The 15,894-nt window shown below is 58.0% G+C and carries 12 protein-coding genes; 4 read left to right on the top strand and 8 right to left on the bottom strand.

What is annotated here, in order from left to right:
• Nucleotides 1–304 precede the first annotated feature (304 nt).
• The 3 genes from H8711_RS01885 to H8711_RS01895 all read right to left on the bottom strand — a co-directional run bounded on the left by H8711_RS01885 (nt 305) and on the right by H8711_RS01895 (nt 2,025).
• Nucleotides 305–559: a complexin-2 gene (locus H8711_RS01885; RefSeq protein WP_117461373.1), complete on the bottom strand. Its 255-nt coding sequence runs from the start codon at nt 557–559 to the stop codon at nt 305–307.
• A gap of 100 nt (nt 560–659) precedes the next feature.
• A complete protein-coding gene (locus tag H8711_RS01890; RefSeq protein ID WP_249281833.1) occupies nt 660–1,832 on the bottom strand; it encodes an AAA family ATPase in 1,173 nt (390 codons plus the stop codon).
• A complete protein-coding gene (locus H8711_RS01895; RefSeq protein WP_009260790.1) occupies nt 1,819–2,025 on the bottom strand; it encodes a hypothetical protein in 207 nt (68 codons plus the stop codon). Before H8711_RS01895 ends, H8711_RS01890 begins: the two co-directional genes overlap by 14 nt.
• A 203-nt stretch (nt 2,026–2,228) precedes the next feature.
• Here H8711_RS01895 and H8711_RS01900 point away from each other — a divergent pair, with 203 nt between their 5' ends.
• Together H8711_RS01900 and H8711_RS01905 are read left to right on the top strand one after the other, a co-directional pair.
• Nucleotides 2,229–2,834 carry a helix-turn-helix domain-containing protein gene (locus tag H8711_RS01900; protein WP_249281834.1) on the top strand — a complete coding sequence of 202 codons (606 nt, stop codon included), beginning with the start codon at nt 2,229–2,231 and terminating at the stop codon, nt 2,832–2,834.
• 42 nt (nt 2,835–2,876) lie between these two features.
• Nucleotides 2,877–3,950 (top strand): site-specific integrase, encoded by a 1,074-nt coding sequence (locus tag H8711_RS01905; RefSeq protein ID WP_249281835.1) that lies wholly within the window; start codon nt 2,877–2,879, stop codon nt 3,948–3,950.
• A 115-nt stretch (nt 3,951–4,065) separates the two neighbouring features.
• Here the strand turns inward: H8711_RS01905 and guaA are convergent, their stop codons facing one another.
• Nucleotides 4,066–5,595, bottom strand: a complete 1,530-nt coding sequence (gene guaA / locus H8711_RS01910; RefSeq protein WP_249281836.1) for a glutamine-hydrolyzing GMP synthase — start codon at nt 5,593–5,595, stop codon at nt 4,066–4,068.
• Nucleotides 5,596–5,887: 292 nt separating this feature from the next.
• On the opposite strand from guaA, the gene H8711_RS01915 reads away from it, so the two are divergent.
• Nucleotides 5,888–6,097, top strand: coding sequence for a DUF378 domain-containing protein (locus H8711_RS01915; protein WP_249281837.1), 210 nt, complete (start codon nt 5,888–5,890; stop codon nt 6,095–6,097).
• Between the two features lie 75 nt (nt 6,098–6,172).
• On the opposite strand, the gene H8711_RS01920 is transcribed toward H8711_RS01915, so the two are convergent.
• The gene (locus H8711_RS01920) at nt 6,173–7,255 is read right to left on the bottom strand and encodes an FAD-binding protein (protein WP_249281838.1); all 1,083 of its coding nucleotides are present in this window, start codon (nt 7,253–7,255) and stop codon (nt 6,173–6,175) included.
• A gap of 63 nt (nt 7,256–7,318) precedes the next feature.
• Nucleotides 7,319–8,518: an acetate/propionate family kinase gene (locus H8711_RS01925; RefSeq protein ID WP_249281940.1), complete on the bottom strand. Its 1,200-nt coding sequence runs from the start codon at nt 8,516–8,518 to the stop codon at nt 7,319–7,321.
• A gap of 157 nt (nt 8,519–8,675) precedes the next feature.
• Here H8711_RS01925 and H8711_RS01930 point away from each other — a divergent pair, with 157 nt between their 5' ends.
• On the top strand, nt 8,676–9,893 hold the full coding sequence (locus H8711_RS01930) for a nucleotidyltransferase family protein (RefSeq protein ID WP_249281839.1): 1,218 nt from the start codon (nt 8,676–8,678) through the stop codon (nt 9,891–9,893).
• A gap of 22 nt (nt 9,894–9,915) precedes the next feature.
• Here the strand turns inward: H8711_RS01930 and amrB are convergent, their stop codons facing one another.
• On the bottom strand, nt 9,916–10,866 hold the full coding sequence (gene amrB / locus H8711_RS01935; protein ID WP_249281840.1) for an AmmeMemoRadiSam system protein B: 951 nt from the start codon (nt 10,864–10,866) through the stop codon (nt 9,916–9,918).
• Complete coding sequence (locus H8711_RS01940) at nt 10,863–15,815, bottom strand: Ig-like domain-containing protein (protein ID WP_249281841.1); 4,953 nt, start codon at nt 15,813–15,815, stop codon at nt 10,863–10,865. Before H8711_RS01940 ends, amrB begins: the two co-directional genes overlap by 4 nt.
• Between the last annotated feature and the right edge of the window lie 79 nt (nt 15,816–15,894).

Consider the following 15,894-nt stretch of genomic DNA (forward strand, 5'->3'; position numbering starts at 1 on the left):
TTCATCCTGTGGCTGCAAAGTATCGTGGGCTCTCCGAGGGGGAACGGGGAATGCGGCTTCTGCGGAAGCCTCTGCCGTGGCTTGCAAGTAGTACCCACTTTGCAAAATCCACGGCGTGACCGCCAGCCTTTCAGCAATCGAATTTGCTTCAACGCTGCCGCTCACAGGCAGAGAGAATTTTGAAAATCCTCTCCGCCATCCATCTCAAAATCTGCGGGTTTTTCGATGGAGACGGGGATGCGAGGGGCTGTGTCAGCCAATGCTTTACCTTGTCTGCCAGCAACAGGAGCGTGGCACGCTCCTGTCACAGTTCCCAAGGAGGAGTAGTCCATCGGTAGCTCTGCGGCACTCCACGCCGGTCAAGATACTCCTGCCGCGCCTGCTCCCGTTCTTCTTCGTTGGGAGCGGTTTTGTACCGGGAATAGAGCTGCCGGTTCAGCATGGCGTCGAGCTTTTGCTCCAAGCCCTGCCGGATTTCTTCTTCAAAATCATCCTCGCCCCGCAGATGGTACATGGCGAGGTCGATGAACAGATCATAGGGGATTTGTACGCTTTTCATTTTCCTATCCTTTCCTATCCGCGACGGTCGCAACGATTGCGACGGTTGCTTTGATGGCATCATTTCCACCGTCGCGACCGTCGCAGCCGTCGCGCTGTCCTCAGTCGATTACTTCGTACTCAACATTGCCGATTACCATATAGGTGAGCTTCACCTGCCGCCCGGAGTGTTTGGCCCTGTTCTCATACCTCACATGGTACTCGTCCAGCAGCCTGCCGGATTTAACGTTCAGGTATTTGGTGAGGGCATTTGCCGCCATGCCTGTATTCACCGCTTCCGCAAGCTCGGTCGGACTGCCTGCCCATTCTCTGCTTTCGGAGGAAACAAGCTGGGAAACCGTATCCAATACAGGGTCGGGAGGCTCCTGATAAGGCTCGTTCTCCGTCCGTTCAAGGCTCCATATCTGCGTGCCGGCATCTTTTTTCAGATATAGAATCTGATCCTGTTGATCTCGCCCCACCGCATCGACCGTGGCCTCCAATGCTGTCCGTTTCTTCTTCTGCATCAGGAGTGCTCCGTCTGCACAACCGAGAAGTCCTGTTGTGCCGGAGATCGTTTCAAAGCTGTCCCCAGCTGGCTGTTTTCTTGTGTGATGGACGGTAACGATGCAAATGCTGTGCCTGTCTGCAAAACGCTTGAGTTTGCCGATGATCTCATAGTCGCTGGCGTAGCTGTAAGCCTCACCTCCGGCTTCCCGAATCTTCTGCATGGTGTCAATGATAACCAGTTTCGTATCGGGGTGTTCCTTTATGAAATTCTCAAGCTGCTCGTCAAGACCGTTTCCGATTTTGTTTGCTGCCGTTGCAAAATGCAGGCTGGCGGTATCCGCCACGCCGTACATCATAAACATCCGGCTCTGGATTCTCTGGAAATCATCCTCCAGCGCAAGGTACAGAACCGTACCCTGGTGGACTTCATAGCCCCACAGCCTTTGCCCTGTGCTGACATGGTAGGCAAGCTGCGCTACCAGAAATGATTTTCCGATTTTGGGCGCTCCTGCGAGGATATATGCCCCGGAGTAGAGCAGACCGTCTATGACGGGCGGTCTGCTCTTGTAGGCGGTCTGATACAGCTCTGTCATGGAAACGGTATGAAGATAATGCGGGTCGTTCATGCGCCGGATTCTCTCACGCATTTCCTCAATATTTTCCTCAGGGGGATTGCTTTCGCAGGTTTCATGTGGTATCCTCTGTTTAGTTGAATCGTGAGGCGGCTGCCCTCCATCTGCGCCAACAGATGGGATGAGGGCGGTCGTTTTCTCATTTTCCGTCATTTCGCTCACCTCCGGGAATCTGGAAGCCGTAGAACTTCTGCTTGAAATACTGGGCGGGGCATTTTCCGGCTACGGTCAGATAGCCCTGGGATTTCAGCTCTCTGTTCATCTCCCGGACGATCTGATATGCCTTGCTGCGGCTGATGCCCATGATCTCCGCCACCTCTGACGCTGTGATAAACTGTGCTCTCATAGTACCTCCTGTTTCAATGTGTTTTTCCTCAGTCTGCGTATCTTTTGTTCATCCTCCTTTCTCTATTCCCTCTGAAATGCGCATCTTGAGTACATATTTTATTATACGCACACAAGATGCATCTGTCAAGCCTTTAGAAAATAAAAATATGTACTTGCAATTCGTTTTATTCTGTGATATGATATGGACGAGGTGAATCAGACATGGACAATTTCGATTATCCCGCCATTGGGCAGAGAATTAAGCAGCTCCGAAAACGCAAGGGGCTGAACCAGACCGAACTGGCACAAATGCTGAAAAAATCTCTCCGCACCGTACAGAAGTACGAAACCGGAGAGATCGAAGTGTCGATTGCCGTTGTCAATCAGATTGCCGACCTGTTGGATTCAACGCCGACCTATATCCTCGGCTACGAATCCAGTTCAACGCAGATCAGAACGCTTTCCGACGTGATGGACTTCCTCTTTAAGCTGGAAACGGTAGAGGGCATCGACTTCAAGATCGACGTGCAGAAGCCACCCCGCAGCAAGCAGTGGGAATGTTCCATTTCCTTTGACGGAAAGAGCATGGCAGAGTTCAACGCCGATATGTGCCTCTTTCTTGAACAGTGGGAGGACGAGCGCAGCGAGCTTCGCGCCTATAACTCCACGCAGGCAGCATATAAGCGCTGGAAGGAGCAGACTTTGGCATATTACGCCGCGAACGCAGTCAAATGCACAGAGCCGGAGGAACTTGACCGCGATGAGCGAATCGCAAAGCGGACGGAGTTTCTGGAAAAGGAATACGGTAAAAGCGAGAGTAACGAGTGAATAACCTGATCAAAGCCTGATTCTTGAGGGAAGGAGGTAAAAATGTCAGTAACAAAAGACGGCGACACCGGTCGCTGGATGTCCCAGATCCGCGTGACGGACTGGACAGGCAAGACCATCCACAAGAAGAAGCGTGGCTTTGCCACCAAGAAGGAAGCCCTGCAATGGGAACGTGACTTTATCAGCCAATCCACGGGCAGCCTCGGCATGACCTTCGGTGACTTCATCTCTCTGTATGTCAAGGATATGGAGCACCGCCTCAAGCCCTCAACCGTTGCCAGCAAGAAATGGCTGATCGACCTGAAGGTAACGCCTTTCTTCAAGAAAATTCCGCTGAACGAGATCAAGCCCACTCACGTGCGCCAATGGCAGAACTCCCTGACCAGCTACCGGGATGAAAACGGCAAGCCTTACGCCCAGACCTATCTCAAGTGCATCAACAACCAGCTCACGGCGATTTTCAACTACGCAGTCAAATACTATGGGCTGAAAGAAAATCCCTGCCACAAGGCGGGGAGCATGGGCAAGAAGAAAGCCGATGAAATGCTGTTCTGGACAAAGGACGAGTTCCAGACATTTATCGAGAGCATGAAAGACCGTCCCGCCAGCTACACGGTATTCATGACCATGTACTACACGGGGATTCGGGAGGGAGAGCTGCTGGCACTCACACCGTCGGACATCGACTTCGAGAAGAAGACCCTGACGGTGAACAAGAGCTATCAGCGCCTCGGCAAAGAGGATATTATCACCACTCCGAAAACACCGAAAAGCATCCGTACTATCCCTATTCCCGACGGCCTTTGCAACTGTTTGCAGGAGTATATGTCCCATTGCTACGGGCTGCAAAAGGACGACAGGCTCTTTCCCTACACCAAGAGCTTTCTGTACCACGAAATGAAGTACGGCTGCAAGGCTTCGGGCGTGAAGCGGATACGGGTGCATGACATTCGACACAGCCACGCCAGCCTGCTGGTGGAGATGGGCTTCTCTCCGCTGCTGATCGCGGAGCGGCTCGGACATGAAAAGGTACAGACAACGATGGACACGTACAGTCACCTGTACCCCAACAAGCAGGTGGAGGTAGCCAGACAGCTTGACGGCATTATGCCGTGAGCCTCTGGCTACAAAAATCGCTGCAAATGTAGCCAATTTGTAGCCGCTAAAAAAGAAAAATCCTGAAAAACGCTGTATTACCAACGCTTTTCAGGATTCAGAAAACACTAAATATTTATTCCCACTCTATCGTCGCCGGGGGCTTGCTCGTGATGTCGTAGACGATACGGTTGATCCCACGCACCTCATTCACGATGCGCACACTGGCGGCTTCCAGCACTTCATAAGGGATGCGCGCCCAATCCGCAGTCATAAAATCAGTCGTCGTAACCGCGCGCAGCGCCAACGTATAATCGTAGGTGCGGGCATCGCCCATCACACCGACCGAGCGCATATCCGTGATGACGGCAAAATACTGGTTGATGGATTGATCCAATCCCGCCTTTGCGATTTCATCGCGGAAAATCCAGTCAGCATCCCGCAGGATGTCCAGCTTCTCCTTGACCACCTCTCCGATGCAGCGGATCGCCAAGCCCGGACCGGGAAACGGCTGGCGATTGACCAATACATCTGCCAGCCCCAGTTCGCGGCCGAGCTGGCGCACCTCATCCTTAAACAACAGGCGCAGGGGTTCAATAATCTCCTTAAAGTCCACATAATCTGGCAAACCGCCGACATTGTGGTGGCTTTTGATGACAGCCGCATCGCCCAGACCCGATTCGATCACATCAGGATAGATCGTACCCTGCGCAAGAAAATCCACTTTGCCAACCTTTTTGGCCTCTTCTTCAAAAACGCGGATAAATTCCTCGCCGATGATTTTGCGCTTGCGCTCAGGCTCAGTCACGCCAACCAACTTGCCCAAAAAGCGATCCTCTGCATTGACACGCACAAAGTTGACCTTCCACTGGCGGAATGCCTCTTCAACCTCATCGCCTTCATTTTTGCGCATACAACCGTGATCGACAAAGATGCAGGTGAGCTGACTGCCGATCGCCTTGGCCAAAAGAGCGGCGCAGACCGAACTGTCGACGCCGCCTGAAAGAGCCAACAGTACCTTGCCGTCGCCGACCTTCTGGCGGATCTGCTCCACCTCAGCAATGGCATAATCGCCCATCGTCCAGTCGCCGGTGAGTCCGCACACTTTAGTTAGAAAGTTGCGCAGCATGGCAATGCCGTTTTCCGTGTGCAACACCTCTGGATGAAACTGCACCCCATACAGCTTTTTGGCTTTGTTCTGCATGGCGGCGACCGGGGTACAGTCGGTGTGCGCCACAGCCTCAAATCCTTCGGGCAGCCCACTGACATAGTCGGTATGGCTCATCCAGGAGATACCCGACTCCGGTAGCCCCTCAAACAGCGGGCAGGTTGTATCGTAATAGGTCTGAGTTTTTCCATATTCTCGGCTGTCCGGGGTGGTCACTTTGCCGCCAAGCGCGTGTGCCATCGCCTGGATACCGTAGCAGATGCCCAGCACCGGAATGCCCAACTCCAGAATTGCCGGATCGCAGTGCGGAGAATCCTCCAGATAAACACTGTTGGGCCCACCGGTGAAGATGATACCGGCCGGGTTGAGTTCTTTGATTTTGTCGATACCGATTTGATAAGGATAGACCTCGCAGTAGACGTTACATTCCCGCACACGCCTCGCAATCAGCTGATTATACTGACCGCCGAAGTCCAATACTAAAATTGTCTGATGCACAGCAAAACCCTCGACTTTCTCTCAATCTCTCAAGCCATTGTGATACACTTTATTGTGCCATCATTTCAAAAAAATTGCAACGATTCCGCACAATTTCGATAAAGTTTCTGCAATCCGCCAAAATTTTTTAAAAGCGTCTTTAAATCCTTGTCGATTAAATCAATAAAATGGCGGCTTCTTCCCGACCATTGAATAAATCGTGATCCGGCGGCCGATACTATCCACAGGCGGACAAAAAAACAGGCGAACTCCCCGGACGCCTCTCAGGGAAAGAAAAGGAGTTGAAATTTCTATGTTGGATAAAATTGCTTTGATTCTGGTCATCATCGGCGCGCTCAACTGGGGCGCAATCGGCATCTTCCAGTTCGACGTGGTGGCCTGGCTGTTCGGCGGCCAGGCAGCGATGTTCAGCCGTGTGATCTACACGCTGGTCGCGCTGGCAGGTGTATGGGCCATCTCGCTGTTGTTCCGCGACAACGGACGCCGCGAGATCCACGAATAACCGGATTTGTTTGAAAGCGTCGCCCCGCTACTCTGTTCTATTGGAACGGATGGGGCGGCGCTTTTTTTCGGTCGCTCAGCCGCTCTCGCCTGGGGACTGCGGCGAATTCACGACCCTGATGGCCTGCAGGTCGCTCCCCATCACCAGCCTGCGCAGCAGCGGGGAGTACAAAACTGGACATTTGAGCACCTTTGCCGCCAACTTCCAGCGCAGTGGACGAATCGCGCGGCGGTAGGCGGCACAGGGGTTGTTCACTCCCCGGTTGAGCACCCGCCGCAGCGCAAAGGCGCTCTCCATGGCGCTGCTGATCCCCTCCAGCGAGCTGGGGCTCACCAGACCCGCCGCCTCCCCGATTAAGAAAGCCCCGTCCCGGTCACAGCAAAAATCGCGCAGCCCGCGCGGGCGCAGCACCTGGCAGGCCTCCGTCTTCTGCACCTCGCCGAACTGGAACCCCCACTGTTCCAACCGCCTCTTTTGCCGCTCGAACCGCGCGCGGCAATCTTTGGCAGGATAGGCCCCGCCAAAGAGAAACATGCCGTCCTTCGAGAGCGCCCAGGAGTAGCAATCGGTGTTTTCGGAATCGAAGATACAGGAATAGAACGGCGAAGGATTCGTGTCCTGGAACCACTGCTGGATGGACAGATAGCTGCGCAGTTTTTTCTGCGGATAAAGCCAACCGCGCACCACCGAATGCGCGCCGTCGGCCCCCACCAGATACCGCGCCGACAGGGTTCGCGGGGCATGGCCCGCCGCCTGATAGGTGAGCTGGTAACAGCCCTTTGCGCGGCGGATCGACAGGACGCGGCTATCCTCTAAAATAGTTACCCCAGCGGGGATCAAGGAGCGCAGCCAGAGGTCAAAGCGGGCGCGGTCCAGGTTCAGGTAAAACCGCTGATAGTAGCGCGTCAGCCCGCTTTGCAGGTCGATGGTGCGCACCGTAAAAATTTGCGGATCGACCAGTACCTCCTTGGGCAGCGTCAGGTTGAAGCGGGCGAGCGCCTTCTGCGCATCCGGCGCGAGCAGGCCGCCGCACGGCTTGTGAAAACCCTGCCCGTCCGCGCGCTTGAGGTCCAAAGCGACCACCGAAAAGCGGCTATCAAGCAGCCGGGCCAGCGTTGCGCCCGCCGGGCCCAAGCCGACGATTGCAATATCGTACATTCTTCCCAACTCCCGTCGAAAAAGGGCCACCTGACTGCACAGATGGCCCTTGGGGATTTCGCTTTATTTGGAAATCAGCTCCACGGTGTCGCGCGCAATCATGATCTCCTCGTTAGTGGGAAGCACCCACGCCTCCACTTCGGACGAATCGGTGGAGAATTTCGCGTCGTGGCGGGAGACCTCCTTGCAGCGCTCTTTGCAGACCTCCAGGCCCAAAAATTCCATATCCTTGCAGATATCATAGCGGATCTCGCTGTCGTTCTCGCCGATGCCACCGGTGAATGCAATCGCATCTAGGCCGCCCATCGCCGCCGCATAGCCGCCGATGAATTTACGAATCTGGTAAACGAACATATCCAGGGCCAGGCGCGCGCGCTCATTGCCCTCGCTCGCGGCCTTTTGCAGGTCGCGGCAATCGCTGGACACGCCGGAGATGCCCAGGAACCCGGACTTTTTGTTCATCAGCGTGGACATCTCGTCCGGAGTCTTGCCCTCTTTATTGGCGATATAGGTCACAACCGAGGGGTCGATGCCGCCGCAGCGGGTGCCCATGATGAAGCCGTCCAACGGGGTGAGACCCATCGAGGTATCCAACACCTTGCCGTCCTTGACTGCGGTGATCGAGCTGCCGTTGCCGAGGTGGCAGACGATCAGCTTGCTGCCCTCCTTCGCCTTGCCGGTCACTTTAAAGTATTGCGCGCTCACATAGCGGTGGCTGGTGCCGTGGAAGCCATAGCGGCGGATGGAGTATTTCTCATAATACTCGTAGGGCACACCGAACATATATGCCTTGGGGGGCATCGTCTGATGGAACGAGGTGTCGAACACGCCGACCATCGGAGTATCCTTGCCGAATACCTCCTGGCAGGCGCGCATCGCGATGGCTTGCGGCGGGTTGTGCAGGGGGCCAAGCTCGCGGAACGCCATGATGTCGTCGATCACCTCGTCGGTGATGACGGTGGAGGTTTTATATTTTTCACTGCCGTGCAGCACCCGGTGGCCAACCGCAGCGATCTCAGACATATCGTCGATCACCTTGCCCTCGCCCTTGGTCAGGACGTCGACCACCTCCATAAACGCCTCCTTGTGCGTGGGGAAGCTCACGTCGCGCTCCACCGCACGGCCGTCGCTGGTCTTGTGGCCGATGTGGCCGTCGATTCCGATGCGTTCGCAATTCCCCTTCGCCAGGACGCTCTCATCGGTCATATCGATGAGCTGATATTTCAGCGACGAGCTTCCTGCATTGATTACCAATACCTTCATTGTTCTATGTTCCTCCTCATCATCGTTTGCCATGCGTTGATATCTCCGTCCCCCAGGCTTGTCCGGGAGGTGGCTTGACAGATCGTCATACCCTTATATATTATTACAAGAGAGACCAAAATGCAAGGCGAAAATACACCGGAAAGTGGGATCAGATGTGAAAATTGCGGGAATTGTGGCGGAATACAACCCGTTCCACAACGGACATGCCCATCAGATCGACCAAACCAGGGTGGCGGGCGCTTCCCATATCGTGGCGGTGATGGGCGGCAACTTTTTGCAGAGGGGAGCACCGGCCCAATTTGAAAAGCATGTGCGCGCCGAGGCCGCGCTGCGCTGTGGCGCGGATCTCGTCCTCGAACTCCCCCTCCCCGCCTCAATGGCCACCGCCGAACGGTTTGCAGCCGGGGCAGTCGGCTTGATGCAGGCGCTCGGCTGCGTCGATCTGCTCAGCTTCGGTGCGGAAAGCGCGCTGGAGAAGCTGTTCCCCTTGGTAGACGCGCTGTTGGATGAAGAACTGAACGGCAGGCTACGGGTTCATCTGCAAACCGGCGTCACCTTTGCCCGCGCGCGGCAGGCGGCGCTCGAACAGCGCTTGGGAGCCGCTCGCGCCGAGCTGCTGCGCCACCCCAACAACATCCTCGGGGTGGAATACCTCAAGGCCGCCCGGCGGCTGGGCTTCGCGCCCGAACTGTTGGCCGTGCCCCGCCGGGGCGCCGCCCACGACAGCACACGGGCCAGCGGTCGCTTTGCCTCCGCGTCGCTGTTGCGGGAGAGCATGGGCGCGCAGGGCCTCGGCGCGCTGCGGCCCTATCTGCCTCCCGCCGCGTGGGAGACCTACGGGCGCGCCCTGGACGCGCGGCTGATCCCCGCCGATCCGTCGAAAGCGGAGGCCGCTATTCTGGCGGTGCTGCGCCGGCTGAACGAGCAGGAGCTCGCCGAGCTGCCCGACCTCTCGGAGGGGCTGGAACACCGGTTGTCCGCCGCGATCCAGCAGGCGCGCTCGCTCGATGAGCTGTACGCCGCTGTCAAAAGCAAGCGTTATCCCCTCGCCCGCATCCGGCGGCTGGTGCTGTCGGCTTATCTGGGGCTCACGCGCGCGGATGCGGAAACCCCGCCGCCCTATCTGCGGGTGCTGGGCTTCAACCGGCGCGGGGCGGAGGTGCTGAACCGCGCCAAGCAAACAGCGCGGCTGCCGCTCTCCTCTTCCCTGGCGAAGCTGGAACGGATGGGGGGCGATTGCGCACGGTTTGCCTGCCTGGAGGCGCGCTCCACCGACCTTTACGTCCTGACCCTGCCCGGTGTCCTCCCCTGCGGATACGACTACACCTGCCCGCCGGTTCTGTTGAAAGAAACAATCCCCCACCCTCGGTGAAAAGCCGAAGGCGGGGGATTTTTTATGCAAATATGCCGTAGACAAAATAGGTGGTGATGCCTTCGTCGTAGATCGGGTTGCCCATTGCGTGCGGCAGCTTTTCCGCCGAGCTCGAATGGTCCAGCCGCACCACGTCGCCGTTCCCCTGCGCCGCGCACAAAAAGGTGGTCACAGCCTGCGGCGAGTCGATGTTGGCGTCGCCAAAGGTGAGCAGACGTTCAAAATCCCGGCTCTCGATGGCGGCGGCGGTCTCCCCGTCCCGCCGCGCGGCCTCGTCGGGCATCAAATAGTGGGAACAGTCGGCGGAGGCCACCAACAGCGTCCGCCCGTTTTCCTGCTGCTCCAACAGCACCCGCTGCACCTGTGCGAGCCGCTCGCGGGAGAGCCGGTTGGAGAGCAGACAGACCGCCAGCTTCGCCTCAGGCAGATAGCGCCGCACAAATGGCACCAGCCCAGCCGCCCCGTGATCGGACTCCACTGCGTCCCGATTGTCCTCGGCCGCGATCACGGCGTCCTGCAGCAGCGCGTCCGCAACGCTCCGGTCGGTGGCGAGCGAGCCATAGGGGGTGTTCCAGTCGGCGGTTGCTGTCACCACGTCGCTGCCGCAATTTTCGGGGAAGTGCGAAGGGGACACCAGGATCACCGTATCATACGGCTGCTCCTGCGCGGCTGCGAGCGAGAAGAAGCCCGCGATCATGTCCGCCGCCACCAGGTGGTGGGGCACCATCCCCGCTGTCAAGCGTCCTGCCCCCGTGTAGGCCCGCGGGGCGGCCATCGCCGCCTCGCAGGTTTCGCGCTCGTAATAGCGGCACTCCATCGGCTTCTGTGCAGGCGACTCGGACGCCGCGCTACCTTCGGAAGCGGACTCCACCTGCGGCGGCAAGACCTCCCCGGGAATCGCAGCCTGCGCGCCGCAGCCGCTGAAGGATATCGACAGGGCGACGAGCAATGCCAAGGCTTTGCGCCGGTTCATGAGAGCTTCACCTCGGCGCGGTCGGTCGCGCCCCACAGGTCGCTGGATGCGCTGCTGATGTAGGCGCTCTCCACCACATAGTCGCCCGGCGCGGCACAGCGCGCATAGTAGATGATCGGCGTCAGTGCGCCGTGATCCCCCCAGGCGGAAAAGCGAAGCCGCTGCCCCTGCCGGCTGGCCAGATACCAACTGTTCCCCTGAACTGCGTCCTCGTAGTGATACCGCTCAAACCGCATCCCGGATGGGATGTAGTCGTCGATCACCAGTTCGGTGGAACCGAGATCCTGATCGAAGACCGAAAGGTCGGGGGTCAGGGTGATCTTCACCAGCTTGCCGCGTGAGAAGTCCCCCTCCACCGGTTCGATCGTCTTGGTGAGGCCGATGGTCTTGCGTGACTGGTCGGCGGTCTGATCGGGCGCGCCGGTATAATAGACATCGGCCCACACGTCGCCAGAAAGCACCTTGAAATTGGCGGTGGCGAGCTGAGTTTTGGAGAAGCTCAGGTAGCAGATGCCTTCCTTCAGCTCCTCGGTGATGGTCTTGCCGCCCATCACATAGCTGAACTTCGCGTTGGTGCCCTTTTCCGGCTGGACGCGGGTCAGATAGATCATCAGCTCCAACGGATAGGTTTCGTAAAACGACTGCTTTTCCAACAGCGCATTGGCCAGGCCTTTGGCCTCCTCGGTGTTGAGCACCGAGGCCAGCAGCGAAGCCGCCGCGGTGCAGTCGTGCTGTGAACGCGAGGGATCTACAGAATCCCGCACGCGGTAGGCGATTTCCCCGGAAATGCCGGTGAGGGTCTCCAGGTTGGGCCGCACCAAGCTGTTGTAACAGGTGAGCGCCGCCTTCTGATCGTCGGAAACCGCCAACGTTGCGGCGAGGTACATCTTATCCACATAATCGAGGGTGGTGTCGCTGTCGATCCTCTGCGCCAGATCGTCCGGGAGCTCGCCGCCCACCGACGCCTGCAACAGATAGAACGCCGATTTCGCCCCGCTCATGGCATCCACATCAGCTGGCGTAATCGAGCCGCGAATTCGCTCGGGCGGGAACAGCTCGGGAGCCGCCAGGTACGCCTTGGCGGTGTACTCGATATCATACTCGGAATAAGGGAAGAGGCTGATCGCTCCGCTCTGATTCATCACATCCGAGAAGGACTGCTGGAGCGCCTCTTCGTCGTACCACTGCGCGCCCTGCCGCTCAAACTCCCGCGCGGCATAGGTGCGGGCGATGCGTAGGTCGGTGCGGTTCCCATAGCCCGAGCAGAGCAGATGGTTGAGAATCCGGCTGCGGAACTGCTGGGTCCTGTCGTAGACAGCGACATTGACCGGGTAGCGCAGCGGCTCGATCGAGATGCCGTTCTTCAGCTCCACCGTCTTGACCAGCGACACCTCCACGCCGGAACCAATCACCGAGAATGGCAAGCGCACGCTGTCGCTGTATTGCCCGCAGCTTCCGGTGATGGTCATAGTGTACTCGCCCCTGTCCAGATTTTCAAACGTGGCAACACCGTACCCCTTTGCGGTCGAGGACGCCTCCACGACCTTGTCAATACCGCCGCCCTGCACCCGCACCGTGTAGCGCACCGGGTCGTTGTCGCCGATGGCCACACCTGCGCTGCGCAGCATCACAGCAAAGGTGTCGCCCTCCAAAATGGTCTCGTTTACGATCGGCAGGACGAAATATTCCTGTGTGGCCTTCACCTTGGTGGTCACGCTGCCCGCCTGTCCCTGCGGGGTGAGCGCCAGCGAGGTCATCCGCCACTCGGTGATGTTGTCGGGCAGCTTGAACTGACACTTCGCCCGGCCGTCCCCGTCGGTTTTGAGCACCTGGAACCAGGCGGTATCTTTAAAATCGGTGCGCACGTCCGCTTCGCCGCCTCCGCCTCCCTTTTCGCCGCCGCCTCCGTATTCATTCTGCAGATAGGAGGTGTATTTGATGAGATTCGGGTGATAGACGCTTTCATAGAGGCTGTCGAGGATATCGATCTGCTGTTCCTTAATGGCAAAGATCGCCTCGTCCACCACTGCAAGCACCACCGATGCGTTTTTCACCGGCTGCCCGGTGGCCTTCTGCTTCACCGTAGCGGTGACCGTCGCGGTGTCCGCCGGGTGATAGGATTCCCGGTCCGCGGTGAGCTCCACCTCCAGCTCGCGCTGTTTGGGGTCGAAATACATATACTTGTTGTCCAGCGCGTAGACATGCTTGCCGTCGAAGTAGGCGCCGGTGATCACATAGTTGGGCAACAGCCCTTCCTCAAACGGCAGGGTGAACCGCGCGTCTGAGATCACCGCCGTCCGGCTGAATCCATCCTGTACCACGCTGTAGAGGATGCGCCCGGTAAAGCCGGCCACCGCGGCGGTGTTGTCCTCCAACTGGAAGGTGACCGCTTCCTCATCCATAAACTGCGACCGGATCTGGTTCAGCCTCCACGTGGCCTCATCCCCACCCAGATCGTTCAGGTCGGCTGCGTTGGGATCGACCACTTTGTTGAGCACATATTGGTGGATACCATCGTTCTGCCCGCGCTCATAGAGCATCCCCAGGTAGGCGGTGGTTTCCACTGTCCGCTCCCCGGTATCCGGGGTGCGCAGCACCACGTAATAGCAGTTGTCGTTATCCGACTGCGGCAGGCCGGTCAGGACGGCCATCCCGTCCGCGCCGGTGGTGACGGTGCGCGTTTCCACCACGTCGTCGTGTTCCTTGTAGTCATAGGATTCCCTGGATTCCCGGCTGACAAAGTCGTAATACCAGCCGAGCGTCTCGCGGGTGTAGTACACCTTGTGAATCTCAGCTGTGACCGTGCGCGAAATGGGGGCGCCCCGCAGTGTCTCCACATTCCACAGGTCCTCCTCCCCATCCACGCGGGACAGGTCGACCTGATAGGTAGAAATCTGGACATCCCGGCCGCCGCCCTCGGCCTTGACCGTCTCAGCCAGGAGCTGAACGTCGCGGTGCACCGCATAGACGTTTCCATAGCGGTAAAAATTCTCCGACTCCGCATCGCTGTTGGAAAACTGGTAGCGGTAGGACTGCGGATACCAGGTGTTCGGGCTCTCAGTAAACCGCGCCGTCACGCTGGCGTGACCCTGTTCATCGGTGACCACCTGGGCGCCGCTGAGCTCGAGCCCTGAGCTCCAGGTGCTCGCCTGGGCGGAGAAGGAGGACGCCGGGGTGCCGTCGTAAAGCGACACATCGAAGTTGATGACCGCCTGCCCGGTTTCATACGCCGCGTAGACCATCTGTTCGGTCGCGGTAGTCGCGGTATAGATCGGCTTGACGAAGTCCTCCACGCGCAGATATTCCGTGCGCAAGGTGGTTTCCCCGGCCTTCAGCTCGAGGGAGGCCCAGTAGTTCTGCTGCATATTTTCAAATTTGAGTTCGCCGGTGAAGGTGCCGTCGCTTTGCAGCGGCAGTTCGACACTCGCTACGCCGCCCTCCAGCTCGATAGTCACAGTTTCAGGCGCGGGCGTCTCCGGGCTGCGCGGCATCACCGTGCCCCAGACCATAATGCTATCGGAGGTGTGATAGATCGGCCGGTCGGTAAACAGGTAGGACATATATTTGTGCGCATCCAACGCCGCCGGTTCGTCGTAGCTGTAAAAATACCCCACATCCACGAAGGTGTGCTCCTCGCTGGTGACGGTGACCGCACCGCCGCCAGCCTCCGATGGAGTGTCTGTGGTAAACAGGCCGTTTTCGATCATCACCGTGCCGTCTGCGGCGGTCTGGCCCTTAGCGCGGAACGCGCCGGTGATCTCGATCACCGCGCCCTCGACCGGGTTTCCGGTGGAGGCGTCGTTCACCCATCCCAAGAGGGTTTCGCCGTTCATCATGTAGAACACCGATAGATCGCTCACCTGCAAAAACATCTGTCGCTTGAGGGTATTGCCCCCGGTGGTGAGCTCAAATTCCACCGCGTACCATCCCTCGGGCAACGCCTCGGGGAACTGGAGCAGCTTGCGCCCCGCATAGCGGTAATTGTTCTCCTGGCCCTGCGCCGAATCGATCGGCTGCACTTCAAACGAGGCGCGCTGCTGCAGGCCCTCGGTGTCGATGGTGGTGGTGACATATTTGTAGCGCGGCTGCCGCACATTTTGCAGGAGCTGCTCGCGGTATGCTTTGAAACCGCCGAAGTCGTACACCGTCACCTGCACCTTGCGTTCGCTTTGCGGAACCGATTCCTCTATGTACACCGGAACCAGCGGCGTTTCGCTGGTCAACGAATTCATGCTGACCCCGTTGCCGGAGAGCTGGAACAGGTATCGCGTCTCCTCGTCCTCCTGGCTCGCCGTGACAAACGAGAAGGTGACCGGCTGCTCGAGTTTTGCCCCGCTCTTTGATTCCAGCGAAGTATCCACCGTCACCGTATAGCGGGTGTTCGGCTCCAACGCGCCCTGCGGATAAAACACAAAGCGCCGGTCGCCGGCGGAGAAATCGCCCTCGACTGCGGGCTCAATGGAAAATGCCTGCCGGTAGCGTTCCAGGTCGATGTCGCTGCTGTTGAACTCCAGTTCAATACCCGTACTGGTGGGCACCTTCTGCCCATTGTCCGCCGGGAATACCGACCGCAGGACCAACGCATTGCGCACATGAAATGCAAACTTTTTCCCCAGCGCCGTAATGGTGTAGTTTTCCCCTGCAAACAGCGGCTGGAATGGCTGCAAGGTGAAGGTATCGCCCTGTTCGCCGGTCAGATCGAACGAAAACGCCGGTTCAACTGTGATCTGCTCGCGCAGCTCCTCCGCTGTGGTGGTTCCATTGACGGTGATAGCAAACGCTCCGTCCGGCGCGACGCCCTCCTCGGTGGCGCCGATCGCCTTCATCTGTACATCCCGCACCGAGCGCAGGCAGATGACAACTACAGCGGCTACCAACAGCAAAAGCGCGCCCGAGCAGAGGCCCCAAAAAAGTTTGCTGGTTTTATATTTATCCCAAAATCCTCTCATTTCCATACCATCTCCTTTCTCAGGTAAATCACCTGATGTTATCAGTATATGGCAATTGAGGTTATTTTTCAATCATTTC

It is taken from the genome of Ligaoa zhengdingensis (assembly GCF_014384885.1).
Taxonomy (GTDB): domain Bacteria; phylum Bacillota; class Clostridia; order Oscillospirales; family Ruminococcaceae; genus Ligaoa; species Ligaoa zhengdingensis.

Coding starts and splice junctions, on each gene's coding strand:
- H8711_RS01885 (WP_117461373.1), bottom strand. CDS start 559: ATGAAAAGCGTACAAATCCCCTATGATCTGTTCATCGACCTCGCCATG.
- H8711_RS01890 (WP_249281833.1), bottom strand. CDS start 1,832: ATGACGGAAAATGAGAAAACGACCGCCCTCATCCCATCTGTTGGCGCA.
- H8711_RS01895 (WP_009260790.1), bottom strand. CDS start 2,025: ATGAGAGCACAGTTTATCACAGCGTCAGAGGTGGCGGAGATCATGGGC.
- H8711_RS01900 (WP_249281834.1), top strand. CDS start 2,229: ATGGACAATTTCGATTATCCCGCCATTGGGCAGAGAATTAAGCAGCTC.
- H8711_RS01905 (WP_249281835.1), top strand. CDS start 2,877: ATGTCAGTAACAAAAGACGGCGACACCGGTCGCTGGATGTCCCAGATC.
- H8711_RS01915 (WP_249281837.1), top strand. CDS start 5,888: ATGTTGGATAAAATTGCTTTGATTCTGGTCATCATCGGCGCGCTCAAC.
- H8711_RS01920 (WP_249281838.1), bottom strand. CDS start 7,255: ATGTACGATATTGCAATCGTCGGCTTGGGCCCGGCGGGCGCAACGCTG.
- H8711_RS01925 (WP_249281940.1), bottom strand. CDS start 8,518: ATGAAGGTATTGGTAATCAATGCAGGAAGCTCGTCGCTGAAATATCAG.
- amrB (WP_249281840.1), bottom strand. CDS start 10,866: ATGAACCGGCGCAAAGCCTTGGCATTGCTCGTCGCCCTGTCGATATCC.
- H8711_RS01940 (WP_249281841.1), bottom strand. CDS start 15,815: ATGAGAGGATTTTGGGATAAATATAAAACCAGCAAACTTTTTTGGGGC.